Origin of the sequence: Rhizobium sp. Leaf311 (genome assembly GCF_001423445.1) — a bacterium.
Classification (GTDB): domain Bacteria; phylum Pseudomonadota; class Alphaproteobacteria; order Rhizobiales; family Rhizobiaceae; genus Agrobacterium.
In genome coordinates, this window is the sequence record NZ_LMNZ01000004.1 from 853,525 (window position 1) to 867,688 (window position 14,164).

At 57.6% G+C, this 14,164-nt stretch carries 13 protein-coding genes and 1 tRNA gene; 12 read left to right on the forward strand and 2 right to left on the reverse strand.

Annotated elements, in window-relative coordinates; genetic code table 11:
• Positions 1–117 precede the first annotated feature (117 nt).
• The 6 genes from sufB to sufA all read left to right on the forward strand — a co-directional run bounded on the left by sufB (position 118) and on the right by sufA (position 5,892).
• Positions 118–1,587, forward strand: coding sequence for a Fe-S cluster assembly protein SufB (sufB, locus tag ASF69_RS09875; RefSeq protein ID WP_062587077.1), 1,470 nt, complete (start codon positions 118–120; stop codon positions 1,585–1,587).
• A gap of 117 nt (positions 1,588–1,704) precedes the next feature.
• On the forward strand, positions 1,705–2,460 hold the full coding sequence (gene sufC / locus ASF69_RS09880) for a Fe-S cluster assembly ATPase SufC (protein ID WP_062587078.1): 756 nt from the start codon (positions 1,705–1,707) through the stop codon (positions 2,458–2,460).
• A 21-nt stretch (positions 2,461–2,481) separates the two neighbouring features.
• On the forward strand, positions 2,482–3,753 hold the full coding sequence (sufD, locus tag ASF69_RS09885) for a Fe-S cluster assembly protein SufD (protein WP_062587079.1): 1,272 nt from the start codon (positions 2,482–2,484) through the stop codon (positions 3,751–3,753).
• The gene (locus ASF69_RS09890; protein WP_062587080.1) at positions 3,746–4,996 is read left to right on the forward strand and encodes a cysteine desulfurase; all 1,251 of its coding nucleotides are present in this window, start codon (positions 3,746–3,748) and stop codon (positions 4,994–4,996) included. The genes sufD and ASF69_RS09890 overlap by 8 nt, the downstream gene beginning before the upstream one ends.
• A gap of 23 nt (positions 4,997–5,019) precedes the next feature.
• On the forward strand, positions 5,020–5,391 hold the full coding sequence (locus ASF69_RS09895; protein ID WP_244475443.1) for an SUF system Fe-S cluster assembly protein: 372 nt from the start codon (positions 5,020–5,022) through the stop codon (positions 5,389–5,391).
• 108 nt (positions 5,392–5,499) lie between these two features.
• Complete coding sequence (gene sufA / locus ASF69_RS09900; protein ID WP_062587082.1) at positions 5,500–5,892, forward strand: Fe-S cluster assembly scaffold SufA; 393 nt, start codon at positions 5,500–5,502, stop codon at positions 5,890–5,892.
• Between the two features lie 311 nt (positions 5,893–6,203).
• Here sufA and ASF69_RS09905 read toward each other — a convergent pair.
• Positions 6,204–6,279, reverse strand: a tRNA-Lys gene (locus ASF69_RS09905).
• 273 nt (positions 6,280–6,552) lie between these two features.
• Between ASF69_RS09905 and ASF69_RS09910 the strand changes: the two genes are divergently transcribed.
• Positions 6,553–7,299 carry a cytochrome c biogenesis CcdA family protein gene (locus ASF69_RS09910; RefSeq protein WP_062587083.1) on the forward strand — a complete coding sequence of 249 codons (747 nt, stop codon included), beginning with the start codon at positions 6,553–6,555 and terminating at the stop codon, positions 7,297–7,299.
• A 35-nt stretch (positions 7,300–7,334) separates the two neighbouring features.
• Entirely contained in the window at positions 7,335–8,279 is a 945-nt protein-coding gene (locus ASF69_RS09915; protein ID WP_062587084.1) for an AEC family transporter, read from the forward strand.
• On the opposite strand, the gene ASF69_RS09920 is transcribed toward ASF69_RS09915, so the two are convergent.
• A complete protein-coding gene (locus ASF69_RS09920) occupies positions 8,257–9,471 on the reverse strand; it encodes a UbiH/UbiF family hydroxylase (RefSeq protein WP_062587085.1) in 1,215 nt (404 codons plus the stop codon). The genes ASF69_RS09915 and ASF69_RS09920 overlap by 23 nt on opposite strands.
• A gap of 210 nt (positions 9,472–9,681) precedes the next feature.
• Here ASF69_RS09920 and pcsA point away from each other — a divergent pair, with 210 nt between their 5' ends.
• The 4 genes from pcsA (at position 9,682) to ASF69_RS09940 (ending at position 14,145) form a co-directional block, all read left to right on the forward strand.
• Positions 9,682–10,407, forward strand: a complete 726-nt coding sequence (pcsA, locus tag ASF69_RS09925; RefSeq protein WP_062587277.1) for a phosphatidylcholine synthase — start codon at positions 9,682–9,684, stop codon at positions 10,405–10,407.
• Positions 10,408–10,587: 180 nt separating this feature from the next.
• Positions 10,588–12,147, forward strand: coding sequence for an ABC transporter ATP-binding protein (locus ASF69_RS09930; protein WP_062587278.1), 1,560 nt, complete (start codon positions 10,588–10,590; stop codon positions 12,145–12,147).
• Entirely contained in the window at positions 12,137–13,225 is a 1,089-nt protein-coding gene (locus ASF69_RS09935) for an ABC transporter permease (protein ID WP_062587086.1), read from the forward strand. The genes ASF69_RS09930 and ASF69_RS09935 overlap by 11 nt, the downstream gene beginning before the upstream one ends.
• A complete protein-coding gene (locus ASF69_RS09940) occupies positions 13,225–14,145 on the forward strand; it encodes an ABC transporter permease (protein ID WP_062587087.1) in 921 nt (306 codons plus the stop codon). The genes ASF69_RS09935 and ASF69_RS09940 overlap by 1 nt, the downstream gene beginning before the upstream one ends.
• The last annotated feature ends 19 nt before the right edge of the window (positions 14,146–14,164 follow it).

Here is a 14,164-nt window from a genome sequence, read left to right on the forward strand (position 1 = left end):
AACACTAAATAAGGCGTAGCAAAGAAAGTTGCGCCTGACACGAATGGAGGCAGGTCTTCTGCCTCGATACGTTGACAAGCCACCGGACCTTGTATCCGGCGAGATTGGAGAACGACTATGGCTGCGGTTCAGGAAACGATCGATCAGGTCCGCCAGATCGATGTGGACCAGTATAAATACGGTTTTGAAACCATGATCGAAGTGGACAAGGCACCCAAGGGCCTGTCCGAAGACGTGATCCGTTTCATCTCCGCCAAGAAGCAAGAGCCGGAATGGATGCTGGAATGGCGCCTTGACGCCTATAAGCGCTGGCTGACGATGGAAGAGCCCACATGGGCGCGCGTCAATTACCCGAAGATCGATTTCAACGATCTCTATTATTATGCGGCACCAAAGAGCACGCCCGGCCCGAAATCGCTGGATGAGGTCGATCCTGAGCTGCTCAAGGTCTATGAAAAGCTCGGCATTCCGCTGAAGGAACAGGAAATTCTGGCTGGCGTCGAAAACCGTCGCGTTGCCGTGGATGCCGTGTTCGACAGCGTGTCGGTCGTTACTACCTTCAAGGCGGAACTGGCCAAGGCCGGCGTGATCTTCATGTCGATCTCGGAAGCCATTCGCGAATATCCGGAGCTGGTGAAGAAGTATATCGGCTCCGTTGTGCCGACGACCGACAATTTCTACGCGACGCTGAACTCCGCAGTCTTCACGGACGGTTCTTTCGTGTTCATTCCGAAGGGCGTTCGTTGCCCGATGGAACTGTCCACTTATTTCCGTATTAACGAGAAGAACACCGGTCAGTTCGAGCGTACGCTGATCATCGCGGAAGAGGGCGCTTACGTATCCTATCTCGAAGGCTGCACAGCACCGCAGCGCGACGAAAACCAGCTTCACGCTGCCGTGGTTGAGCTTGTCGCTCTGGATGACGCCGAAATCAAATATTCCACCGTCCAGAACTGGTATCCGGGCGATAAGGACGGCAAGGGCGGCATCTACAACTTCGTGACCAAGCGCGGCGATTGCCGTGGCAACCGTTCGAAGATTTCGTGGACGCAGGTCGAAACCGGCTCTGCCATCACCTGGAAATACCCATCCTGCATTCTGCGCGGCGATGACAGCCGTGGTGAGTTCTACTCGATCGCCGTGTCCAACGGTCATCAGCAGATCGACAGCGGCACCAAGATGATCCACCTCGGCAAGAACACGTCAAGCCGCATCATCGCCAAGGGTATCGCTGCCGGCTTCTCGGAAAACGTCTATCGCGGCCAGGTTTCGGCCCACCGCAAGGCAACCAACACGCGCAACTTCACGCAGTGCGACTCGTTGCTGATTGGCGACAAGTGCGGCGCGCACACCGTGCCTTACATCGAAGCGAAGAACTCGTCCTGCCAGTTCGAGCATGAAGCCACGACCTCGAAGATTTCCGAGGACCAGCTGTTCTACTGCCTGCAGCGCGGCATTCCCGAGGAGTCAGCCATCGCGCTGATCGTCAACGGCTTCGTAAAGGACGTGATCCAGCAGTTGCCGATGGAATTTGCGGTTGAAGCGCAGAAGCTGATCGGCATTTCGCTTGAGGGATCTGTGGGCTAACCCACCGTTCGTCGTCCTCGGGAAAAGCCCGAGGATGACGGATGTGAGAATTGAGACCGGCCTTTAACAGGGCTTACGAGGCGGCCTTTGAAACCGCTGTACGGATAGGAAACAAACATGCTTGAAATTATCGACCTGCACGCAAAGATCGCCAATACCGACACGCAGATCATCAAGGGCTTGAACCTGAAGGTTGCGGCTGGCGAAGTGGCGGCTATCATGGGGCCAAACGGCTCTGGCAAGTCCACGCTGTCCTACATTCTGTCGGGCCGTGAAGATTACGAAGTCACTTCCGGTGACATTCTCTATAACGGCGAAAGCATCCTGGAACTGGACGCTGCCGAGCGTGCGGCCAAGGGCATCTTCCTTGCCTTCCAGTACCCTGTCGAAATTCCCGGCGTTGCCACCATGCAGTTCCTGAAGGTTGCGATGAACGAACAGCGCAAGGCACGTGGCGAAGCGGAACTGACGACGCCTGACTTCATCAAGAAGGTCAAGGAAGCCGCTGGCGATCTGAAGATCGACATGGACATGCTGAAGCGCCCGCTGAACGTCGGTTTCTCCGGTGGTGAAAAGAAGCGTGCGGAAATCCTGCAGATGGCGCTGCTTGAGCCGAAGCTCTGCGTGCTCGACGAAACCGATTCTGGTCTCGATATCGACGCGTTGAAGATCGTGGCCGATGGCGTCAACGCGCTGAAGTCTCCGGACCGTGCGACCATCGTCATCACCCACTATCAGCGCTTGCTGGATTACATCGTGCCTGACAGCGTCCATGTTCTCTACAAGGGCAAGATCATCCGTTCCGGTGACAAGAGCCTCGCTCTTGATCTGGAATCCAACGGTTATGCCGACATCATCGGTGAAGCCGCCTGATTGGCTGGGAAAGGTGATGTGATGAACATGCAAACAACCAACCGGCAGACGCCAGCGGAAACCACGCTGGTCGAAGCTTTTACCGCCAAGTTCAGCGAATTGCCGGGCGATGGCAATGTCGCCGCCGCGCGTGACGTGCTGTTTGACGATCTGAAGACAGGCGGGCTGCCGACACGCCGTATCGAGGCTTGGCACTACACCGACCTCAAGACCCTGCTGCGTGCCATCCCGGAAGATGCTCCAGCTCCAATGATTGAGAAGCGTGCGGCACTGGTTGCCGGTGCACCAATCGCCTATGTCATGCAGGGCAAGGCAATCGACGCTCAGATCGAAGGCTTTACGGTGGCAAGCTATGCGGAAAGCCTTTCCGACGGCACCGCCGCAGCAACTCTCGTGGCAGCCAGCAACGATGATGCGATTGGTCGTATCAATGGCAGCTTCGTGCGCGACGGCCTCTCGGTTCTCGTCCCCGAGGAATCCATTGTGGTCAATCCGCTCGAGCTCCAGGTAATCCATGGTGCTGGGCAGATCCACAGCCGTTTTCCGGTTCGCTTTGGAAAGGGCTCCAAGGCCACCGTCATCGAGCGTCACCTGTCGGTGACGTCTGATGCGGCGCTGGTTTCCTCGGTCAGCGAAATCGAAGTGCAGGATGGCGCGGAGGCGACCTATATCGTCCTCCAGCAGCAGGGTGCGTCGGATACGCATCTTGGCCAGCTGCGCATTACGATGGGCGCCGATGCAAAGCTGCGTTTGTTCGTCGTCAACGCCGGTGGCAAGCTCGTGCGGCAGGAACTGCGCATCGATGTGCAGGGTGAAAATTCCGACCTTTCCATTCGCGGCGTCAATCTTCTGGGCGGCGAAACGCATACGGATGTCACGATGGTTCTCGGTCACAATGTGCCGAATACCAGCTCGACAGAAGTGTTCCGCAACGTTGTCTTCGACCGCGCCAGAGGCATTTTCCAGGGCATGATCCAGGTTGCACCCGATGCCCAGAAGACCGATGCCAAGATGGCCTGCAACACCTTGCTGATGTCTGACGATGGCGAGTTCTCGGCCAAGCCGGAACTGGAAATCTTTGCAGATGACGTTCAGTGCGGCCATGGCGCAACTGTTGCCGATATCAGCGACAACCATCTTTACTACCTGATGGCGCGTGGCGTTCCGCGGGCAAAGGCCCGTGCGATGCTGGTCAATGCTTTCGTCGATGAGATCGTTGAAGAGCTTGAAGACGAAAATCTCGTAGCGGCGCTGGAAGACATCATCGCCGACTGGCTGGAACACCATGCCTGATAGCGAACGCGCCGCAGTGGCCGCCCCTTATGACGTCGAAGCCGTGCGGAAGGATTTTCCGATCCTTTCGCGCGAGGTCTATGGCAAGCCGCTGGTCTATCTGGACAACGGCGCGTCCGCTCAAAAGCCGCAGGTGGTTATCGATGCCATCTCGCACGCTTATGCCAATGAATATGCAAACGTCCATCGTGGCCTGCATTTCCTCTCCAATGCCGCAACGGATGCTTACGAAGCGTCGCGCGAAAAGGTGCGCCGCTTTCTGAATGCCGGATCCGTGGACGAGATCGTCTTCACAAAATCCTCGACCGAGGCGATCAACACGGTTGCCTATGGTTATGGTATGCCGAAAATCGGGGAGGGCGACGAGATCGTCCTGTCGATCATGGAGCACCATTCCAACATCGTTCCATGGCACTTCATTCGCGAGCGGCAGGGTGCCAGGCTCGTCTGGGTGCCTGTCGACGATGAGGGCGCGTTCCACATCGAAGACTTTGAAAAGAGCCTGACCGAAAGGACCAAGCTCGTTGCGATCACCCATATGTCCAACGCGCTGGGCACGGTTGTTCCCGTCAAGGAAATTTGCCGTATCGCCCATGAGCGTGGCATTCCGGTGCTGGTCGATGGCAGCCAGGGTGCTGTGCATATGCCTGTCGATGTTCAGGATATTGATTGCGACTGGTATGTGATGACCGGTCACAAGCTTTACGGCCCATCCGGCATCGGCGTTCTCTATGGCAAGGCCGACCGCCTGCGCGAGATGCGTCCGTTTCAGGGTGGCGGTGAGATGATTCTCGACGTATCCGAGGACACCATAACCTATAATGAGCCACCGCATCGTTTCGAAGCGGGCACACCGCCCATCGTGCAGGCCATAGGTCTGGGTTATGCGCTGGATTACATGGAAGGTGTCGGTCGTGCCGCGATTGCCGCGCATGAGGCCGATCTGGCTGCCTATGCTACAGAACGTCTTCGCGACATCAACTCGCTTCGCATCATCGGGAACGCACCGGGTAAGGGCGGAATCTTCTCGTTTGAGCTTGAAGGTATTCACGCGCATGACGTCTCTATGGTGATCGACAGGCGCGGTGTGGCCGTGCGCGCTGGCACCCATTGTGCCATGCCGCTCTTGAAACGCTTTGGCGTTACCTCCACATGCCGTGCATCGTTCGGCCTCTACAATACGCGCGCAGAAGTGGACGCCCTGGCCGAGGCGCTTGACTACGCCCGCAATTTTTTCGCCTGAGGATCAGGACCATGACAACAGAGATGACCGAACAGACACAAGGTGTAACCGAAGCTCCGGCCAAGGTTTCCGCTATCGCGCCAGATGAACTGGCACGGATCAGCGACGATGTGATCGCCGCTCTCAAAACGGTCTATGACCCGGAAATTCCGGCCGATATTTTCGAACTCGGCCTTATCTACAAGATCGATGTCGAAGACGACCGCATGGTCAAGATCGTCATGACGCTGACGGCACCCGGTTGCCCGGTTGCGGGCGAAATGCCGGGCTGGGTAGAAAATGCCGTGGGCGCCGTTGAAGGTGTGTCCGGCGTCAACGTCGAAATGACCTTCGATCCGCCATGGACGCCGGAACGCATGTCGGAAGAGGCGCAGGTCGCCGTTGGCTGGTACTGAGGCAATTGTGTTTTGCCAAGGCAGCCTATTGATACTCCCTGTCGGTAGGACTAGATTCACGCCATGAAGCATCGGGCCTTGAACCCGATTGTGAAGGAGAATGAGCCCATGGGCTTTGCTGTTATGACCATGACCGAGGCCGCCGCCGCGCGTGTCAAAGCAATCGTCGCCAATTCCGGCCCAGACGCCAAGGGCGTCCGCGTCGGTATCAAGAAGGGTGGCTGCGCAGGCATGGAATACACCATCGATCTCGTGACGGAGCCTTCCGCCAAAGACGATCTTATCGAATTTCAGGATGCAAAAGTCTGGATAGAGCCATCGGCCGTGCTGTATCTCTTGGGCACGCAGATGGATTTCGAAACTACAAAACTCCGATCCGGCTTTACCTTCAGCAATCCAAACCAGACTTCGGCCTGCGGCTGCGGTGAGTCTGTCGAGCTGAAACCGGCAGACCTGGCCGCTCTAGCCAAGCAGCGGGAAGAGGCTGGCGCGTCCGCGTGAATATGCGGATTCAAGAGCCCAGTTTCGTGGGTTCTGGTCCGTGCGTCATCTAGCCATCATTGATCGTTTTTGGGATCCTCGTTTAACGCCGACGGGGTTCTTCCTTGCTATTTCCACAGAGCATACACTAGGGCGCTGGCGCCCTCGTGATGTTGATTCCATCTGCCGCATGGGGGAAAGAGTGCTCACATGCCGCTGCCGACAACTGCGACAATTCGGAGGCTGGTGCCGTCGGAGGTTCATTTTGCCTCAATGACCAGCAGCAAGTGGTAGCTATGGAAGATGCGAGAAAGTGCTGATTGGGAGGGGAGTGGTGAGAGGCGTGGGACTCGAACCCACGACCCGCGCATTAAAAGTGCGCTGCTCTACCAGCTGAGCTAGCCTCTCTCACCATTTTCGTCCCGCGCGTTTCACTGACGTATCAACACACAGCATGTGTTTCGGTTCAGTTGCCGTATTGGCAGAATTGCGCTTATCCCGGTTGGCGGCGAAGCGCCCTTCGGAAGTGGGCGGAACATAGGGAGGGGCACGTCTGCGGTCAACCCATAAAAACAGGAATATTTGGCCTTCCCGCGTTTTTTTGTCACGGGCGTAAAAAGGTGATTGGTCGTAAGGGCTTGGCGGCGTTACAAGCATCTCGAAATGTAGCGGAGCCCTGCCTTGTCCATCGCCGATATATCCCTGTTCACCGCGCTTCTGGCGGGAGCCCTCTCGTTTCTGTCCCCCTGCGTGCTGCCTCTGGTGCCGCCCTATCTCTGCTATATGGCGGGAATTTCCGTCGAGCAATTCCGCGAAGAACGATATGAAGCACAGCCGCGCGGACGCAAGGCGGTGCTGCTTGCCGCGCTGTTTTTCACGCTGGGCTTTGCAACGGTGTTCGTGGCGCTCGGGGCTGGGGCATCCAGCATCGGCATGGTCCTGCGCCAGAACCTCGATATCCTCGCCAAGGTCGGCGGCTTCATCATTATTTTGATGGGGCTGAATTTTCTCGGTGTGTTTCGTATAGGTCTGTTTTCCCGCGAGGCGCGGTTTCAAGGCGGCGGCAAGCCTGCGACCCTTTCGGGCGCCTATATCATGGGGCTCGCCTTCGCCTTTGGCTGGACGCCCTGCATCGGCCCGGTGCTGGGGGCGATTCTGGGTGTTGCCGCGTCGCGAGATACGGTGGGTGAGGGGGCAATGCTGCTGGCCGTCTATTCCGCCGGGCTTGCCATTCCCTTTCTGATTGCTGCCGGTTTTTCCGGTAGTTTCATGCGCTTCCTCACGCGGTTTCGCCGCCATCTCGGCGTTGTGGAAAAGGCAATGGGCGTTCTTCTCATTCTCACCGGAGTGGCCTTCATGTCCGGCTTCATTACGAATGCGGCGATCTGGTTTCAGGAAAGCTTTCCAATACTGATGCAAATCGGCTAAGCCCGCTCAGGTATCGCGAGGGCGAAGGGGGAGCCATGGCCGACATCGCCGGATTGCTGTTTCCGTTTTTCGGGCTGATCTTCATCGGATATCTGGCTGGGCGCATCACCAGACAGCCTGCTGAGGCCATGGGTTGGCTGAATACCTTCATCATTTATGCCGCCTTGCCAGCCTTGTTCTTTAAGCTGGTCGCGAAAACGCCCATTGATCAACTGGCGCGCATGGATTTCGTCGGCTTGAGCCTGCTTGCAACATACACCGTGTTCACTCTGCTGTTCCTGATTGGCTATTTTATCCGCCGAAACAGTTTTGCGGATGCGACGATCCAGAGTTTTGCCGGAAGCTACGGCAATATCGGCTACATGGGGCCGGGACTTGCCCTACTGGCTTTCGGGGAGCGTGCGGCTGTGCCGGTCGCGCTGATCGTCTGTCTGGAGAACGCTATGCACTTCATAACCGCACCAGCGCTGATGGCGGTCGCGGGTGGTGACAAGCGCTCACCTTTGCGGCTTGCAGGGGATGTCACCCGAAAAGTTTTGACGCACCCGTTTATCCTGTCCGTGCTTGTCGGCTTCCTTACCGCCTTCATCGGCTGGCATCCGCCACAGCCTGTGCAACAACTGGTGGATTATCTGGCGCAATCGGCAGCGCCCTGTGCACTGTTTGCCATGGGCGTAACGCTGGCGTTGCGCCCGCTGAAACGTGTGCCGGTGGAAATCAGCTATATCGTCCCGGCAAAGCTCATCCTCCATCCATTTCTGGCATATCTCGCCCTGTCGTCGTTTGGAACCTTCGACCCCATCTGGGTCGCGACTGCGGTGCTGCTGGCAGCATTGCCAACGGCGACGAATGTCTTCGTCATCGGCCAGCAATACCGGGTCTGGCAGGAGCGGGCTTCTGCGACGATCCTGGTTTCAACCGTGCTGTCGGTCTTCACCGTTTCTCTGGTTCTCTATGTCATCCGCGCCATGAGCGTTTGAGGCTTCCAACCAGAAGTGACGGCAGTGCTTTGAGCCCGCGCCCGGGCTCGATACCCTCCCGCATGACGAGGCCGCGCAGCGGAGCAACGCTGGACAAAACATGCAGGCCTGCCGCACGCGCCACCTGCATGGGCAGGAATGCCGAAAGCAGGGAACGGTTGAGAAGATCAACGCTCAAAGTGCGGCTGACAACATCGACCCGGCGACGGCGATCAAATTTCGAACCGGCTTCCGCGGGGAGCGGCCCGCCCGTAAGCGTTCCCAGCAATTCTGTCAGAACGATAATATCGCGCAGGCTGAGATTGAGGCCCTGTGCGCCGATCGGCGGGAAACCGTGGCCAGCTTCGCCAACCAGGGCTACGCGATCCTTGCCGAAACGATGCGCCGTCATGCTGGAGAGTGGCCATGTCTGAACGCTGTCTTCCACGGAGACAGTCCCCAGCATGGACTGCATTCTTTCTTCGACCCGTTTGCTCAATTCCTCAAGCGGGAGACTCGAGAGTTCGGCGGCCTGTGCCGGTGTCACGACCCAGACGAGGCTCGAGCGGTTGCCAACCAGAGGGACCTGCGTAAAGGGGCCAGTCGGCGTGTGAAATTCGGTCGATACGTTGTTGTGCGGACGCGTATGAGAGAAATTCAGCACCACCGCCGTTTGCGGGTAAGACCATGACCGCACATCGATGCCAGCGGCTTCGCGGACTTTCGACTTCCGACCGTCTGCGCCAATGACGAAACTTGCGACCACTGTCTCGCCGTTGTCGAGCGTGATCGTCGCTTCGTGCTTGCCCAACTCGATGGTTTCGGCCAAGGCTTCGATCACGGTAATATTGCTTTCCCGCGAAACGGCTTCGGCGAGCGTTTTTAACAGGACATCGTTTGGCATGTTCCAGCCAAATGCCGGAAGCCCGATCTCTGATGACCGGAAGGCGACGGTCGGCGCGCGCAGCAGCCGGTCTGTTCCATCGAGAATCTGCATTGTCGAAAGCATCGCAGCAGAGGGCTCTATGGCGGACCAGAGACCCAGACGGTCCAGAAAGCGGATGGACTGGTCCATCAATGCTGTGGTGCGCTTGTCGACCCTGTCGGCTTTTGGTGCGATCAACGCCACGTCACGGCCCGAGCGAGCCAGCGCAATGGCGGCCACCTGTCCCGCAAGACCCGCGCCAACAACAGCGATCTCGATGTTCTTCATCGTTCCAATCCACTTCACGAGCATATTCACCACAAATATAGGCATCAGGCACGGCTAAATCCAGCAGACATCTGTGTCGCGAAGGCCATGATCCCGATGTAAACTCAGTATTAGTACTTGGATAAGCGATCGGGAATGGTTGCAAAGAGTGGTGAATGGTCGCATACCGGAAAAGACGTAGCGGATGAAAAGCGAGGCGCTTGCGCTGATATGAAGATATTCAACTACAAGCGCGTGCCCTATGCCGAAATGCGGGCTTTCTCGGTCCACATCCTGACAGCATCCGGTTCCTTCCTGGCATTTCTCGGCGTGGTCGCCGCTGCTGAGCATCGGTTTGTCGATATGTTCTGGTGGCTGGGCCTTGCGCTTGCCGTCGATGGCATCGATGGGCCTATTGCACGCAAGGTGCGGGTGAAGGAAGTTCTGCCGAACTGGTCCGGGGACACGCTCGACAACATCATCGATTACGTGACCTACGTTCTCTTACCCGCCTTTGCGCTCTATCAAAGCGGCATGATCGGTGAGCCGTGGTCCTTTGTGGCCGCAGGCATGATCGTTGTTTCTAGCGCCATCTATTATGCCGACATGGGCATGAAGACGGACGAATATTTCTTCTCCGGTTTCCCGGTCGTCTGGAACATGGTTGTCTTCACCCTGTTTGTCATAGACGCAAGTGCGACCACGGCGATGATCGTTGTTGCCATCTCTGTCGTTCTGACATTTCTGCCCATCAATTTTCTCCACCCCGTGCGCGTCAAGCGTCTCAGGGCGCTGAATATGGCTGTGTTTCTGGTGTGGTGTGCGCTCAGCGGATATGCGCTGCTGCTCCACTTCTCCTCGCCGGACTGGGTGGTGGCCGGCGTCGTCATCACGGGCATTTATCTTTACTGCATCGGCGGCATCATGCAGCTTTTCCCTTCGCTTGGTGCACGTTAACACCAGTCGTTCAAAACCTTTGCACTCACATCTTTTAGAGTTGTGCGCAGCAATAAAACCGGTATTTAGTATCAATAACGGGCACTGCCCAAATTTAGTGCATGGGTATCGATCCAGTCGTTCAACACTTCGAAGAAAGTGCGGCGGCGGGTTGGAAAAGGGGAACAGGTGACGGGATCGGTGACGTCTGGGGCCACGCCTCTATTGTCCGTTCGCCAGCTGACCAAGCTGTTTGGAACTTTCGGCGCTTGCAATGCGATCGATCTCGATATTGCGCCCGGTGAAGTTCATGCTTTGCTGGGTGAAAACGGCGCGGGAAAATCCACTCTGGTCAAGATGCTGTTCGGCGTTCTGGAACCATCTGCGGGTGAAATCCTGTGGAATGGTGAGGCGGTTCGCATCCGCTCCCCCGGCGAGGCGCGCAAGCTCGGCATCGGCATGGTGTTCCAGCATTTCTCGCTATTCGAGGCGCTGACGGTTGCTGAGAATATTGCACTTTCGCTGGATCCGAAGATTTCGCTAAAGGAAATCGCTCGTGAGGCGGAAGCGCTGTCGAAGGCCTATGGGCTTCCGCTCGATCCCTACGCTCATGTGGCCGATCTTTCGGTGGGTGAGCGCCAGCGTATCGAAATCGTGCGTGCGCTTTTACAAAATCCGCAGCTCATCATTCTCGATGAGCCGACCTCCGTTCTGACACCGCAGGAGGCTGACCGCCTGTTCGAAACGCTGGCGAAGCTGAAAGCTGAGGGACGCTCTGTTCTCTATATCAGCCACCGCCTTGAGGAGGTGCAGCGCATCTGCGACCGCGCCACCGTGCTGCGCCATGGCGAAGTGACCGGCGCGTGCGATCCGCGCCAGGAAACACCGTCCTCGCTTGCGCGCATGATGGTGGGTTCCGATGTGGCGGGCATTCAGCGCGACGATTATTGCGCGCTTGGCGATGTCAGCGTTGAGATCGCCAATCTCTCCGTTTCGGCCCGTACCCCTTTTGCCGTGTCCCTCAAGGACATCTCCATGACGGTGCGTTCCGGCGAGGTTCTTGCCATTGCCGGTGTTGCCGGTAATGGGCAGGGGGAGTTGTTCGATGCCCTATCCGGCGAGTATCCCGTGACAGAGGACAACGCAATTCGCCTGCGTGGCAAAGCCGTTGGTCGCATGGGGATCAACGGTCGCCGTCTGCTGGGCGCGGGCTTTGTGCCGGAAGAGCGGCTAGGCCATGCGGCGGTGCCGACGATGACGCTTTCGGACAACCTGCTTTTGGCGCGATATTACTCCGACAGGAAGGCGTTTCTTAAAGGTGGCTTCCTGAAAGTGATCGCAAATTCTACCATCAAGAAGGCGGCCAAACGCATTTCCGCATCAATGGACGTGCGCAAAAGTGGTGACGATCCGCTCGCTGGCTCTCTTTCGGGCGGAAATCTGCAAAAGTTCATCGTCGGACGGGAGCTGGACCGCCAGCCATCGATCATGATTGTCAATCAGCCGACATGGGGTGTGGACGCCGGTGCGGCGAGCCGCATTCGCCAGGCGCTGGTGGATCTCGCCAAGGCGGGATCAGCCGTCGTCGTCATCAGCCAGGATCTGGATGAAATCTTTGAGGTGGCTTCCAGCATAGCCGTTATTTCCGATGGTCGGCTTTCGCAATCCTACCCGGCGGGAGACATGACGCGTGAAAAGATCGGACTTTTGATGGGCGGTATTCACACCGGACATGCGCAGGGGCAAGCCCATGCGCATTGAGCTTGAAAGACGCACGGGCGTTTCCAATCTGTTTGCCGTTCTGTCGCCCTTGCTGGCACTTTTCCTGACGCTGGTTTTCGGTGCCATCATGTTCGCCATGCTGGGCAACAATCCGTTTACGGCGCTGTACAGCTTCTTCGTGGAGCCGCTGCTGGAGGTCTGGTCTCTGCATGAGCTGGCCATCAAGGCCGCTCCGCTGATCCTGATCGCGGTTGGCCTGTCCATCTGCTATCGCTCCAACAACTGGAATATCGGCGCTGAGGGGCAGTTCACCATCGGTGCCATCACCGGCTCCATCCTGCCAGTTCTCTATCCCGAGTGGCAATCGCCCATGATCCTGCCGCTGATGCTGGTCATGGGTGCCGTGGGCGGCGCGATTTATGCGGGCATTCCGGCACTGTTGAAAACGCGCTTCAACACCAATGAAATTCTCACCAGCCTCATGCTTGTCTATGTCGCGCAGCTTTTCCTGGATTGGCTGGTGCGCGGCATGTGGCGCGATCCGGCGGGCTATAATTTTCCGCAGACCAAGCCCTTCAATGAAAGCGCCGTGCTGCCGGCAATTCTGGACTCCGGTCGCGCCCATTGGGGCATCGTCTTTGCGATTATCGCCGCCGTCGCCCTGTGGTTCATGATGCGTTACATGCTCCGCGGATTTCAGGTCACCGTGCTCGGCCAATCGCCAAGGGCAGGGCGCTTTGCCGGATTTTCCTCACGTGGCATGGTCTGGTTTTCGCTGCTCGTTTCAGGCGGTCTGGCTGGTCTTGCCGGTATTTCGGAAGTTTCCGGCTCCATCGGCCATTTGCAGCCGTCAATCTCGCCCGGCTACGGCTTTACCGCCATCATCGTTGCATTTCTCGGCCGCCTGAACCCTCTCGGCATCATCGCTTCCGGCTTTGTCCTGGCACTCACCTATCTCGGTGGCGAGGCGGTGCAAATGTCGATGCAGATTTCCGACAAGCTGGTGCGCGTCTTCCAGGGGCTGATGCTGTTCTTCGTCCTCTCCTGCGACACGTTGATCGTCTACAAGATCCGCATCCGTTTTGGGCGTGGAAAGAATGCTGAAGGAGCCGCGTGATGGATATGTTTCAGGCGATCCTTCTCACCGTCATCACCGCAGCCACGCCGCTGGTCATTGCCGCACTGGGCGAACTGGTGACTGAGCGCGCCGGTGTTCTCAATCTCGGTGTCGAGGGCATGATGATCATGGGCGCCGTCTGCGCCTTTGCCGCGGCCCATCTGACCGGTTCTCCCTATATTGGCATCGTCGCCGGAATTGTCTGCGGTGCCCTGTTTTCGCTGCTCTTCGGTTTCCTGACGCTGACGCTGGTCACCAATCAGGTCGCGACGGGTCTTGCCTTGACGATCCTCGGTCTTGGCGTTTCCGGCATGCTGGGAGAGAGCTTCGTTGGCCTGCCGGGCGTCAAGCTGCCGCCCATCGTCTTTCCGGTCCTGTCGGAGATTCCGGTGATCGGACCGGCGCTGTTCCGGCAGGATCTGATCTTCTACATGTCGATTGCGCTCGTCATCGGCATTGGCTGGTTTCTGTTCAAAAGCCGTACGGGCCTGAAAATTCGCGCTATCGGCGACAATCATGGCTCTGCCCATGCGCTCGGCATAAATGTCATCCGCATGCGCTATCTCGCCGTTATGTTCGGCGGTGCCTGTGCGGGGCTGGCCGGAGCGCAACTCTCGCTCGTCTATACGCCGCAATGGGTGGAAAACATGGCGGCTGGCCGTGGCTGGATCGCGCTGGCGCTTGTCGTCTTTGCATCCTGGCGGCCATGGCGGGTTCTGGCGGGCGGCTATCTCTTCGGTGCGGTCACCATTGGCCAGCTGCATGCACAGGCCTTCGGCATCGGTGTTCCGTCGCAACTTCTTTCAGCAATGCCTTACATTGCGACTATTGTGGTCCTCATCATCATCTCCCATAATCGCCGCACAACGCTGATCAATACACCGGCATCGCTCGGGAAACCGTTCGTTCCGGATCGTTAAAAAACCAGGTTCACGCCTA

What these genes read in the sequence shown, in the direction of transcription:
- pcsA (WP_062587277.1), top strand. Translation starts at nt 9,682, where the DNA reads ATGAAGATATTCAACTACAAGCGCGTGCCCTATGCCGAAATGCGGGCT.
- sufA (WP_062587082.1), top strand. Translation starts at nt 5,500, where the DNA reads ATGGGCTTTGCTGTTATGACCATGACCGAGGCCGCCGCCGCGCGTGTC.
- ASF69_RS09920 (WP_062587085.1), bottom strand. Translation starts at nt 9,471, where the DNA reads ATGAAGAACATCGAGATCGCTGTTGTTGGCGCGGGTCTTGCGGGACAG.
- sufD (WP_062587079.1), top strand. Translation starts at nt 2,482, where the DNA reads ATGAACATGCAAACAACCAACCGGCAGACGCCAGCGGAAACCACGCTG.
- ASF69_RS09935 (WP_062587086.1), top strand. Translation starts at nt 12,137, where the DNA reads ATGCGCATTGAGCTTGAAAGACGCACGGGCGTTTCCAATCTGTTTGCC.
- ASF69_RS09895 (WP_244475443.1), top strand. Translation starts at nt 5,020, where the DNA reads ATGACCGAACAGACACAAGGTGTAACCGAAGCTCCGGCCAAGGTTTCC.
- ASF69_RS09890 (WP_062587080.1), top strand. Translation starts at nt 3,746, where the DNA reads ATGCCTGATAGCGAACGCGCCGCAGTGGCCGCCCCTTATGACGTCGAA.
- ASF69_RS09940 (WP_062587087.1), top strand. Translation starts at nt 13,225, where the DNA reads ATGGATATGTTTCAGGCGATCCTTCTCACCGTCATCACCGCAGCCACG.
- sufC (WP_062587078.1), top strand. Translation starts at nt 1,705, where the DNA reads ATGCTTGAAATTATCGACCTGCACGCAAAGATCGCCAATACCGACACG.
- sufB (WP_062587077.1), top strand. Translation starts at nt 118, where the DNA reads ATGGCTGCGGTTCAGGAAACGATCGATCAGGTCCGCCAGATCGATGTG.
- ASF69_RS09915 (WP_062587084.1), top strand. Translation starts at nt 7,335, where the DNA reads ATGGCCGACATCGCCGGATTGCTGTTTCCGTTTTTCGGGCTGATCTTC.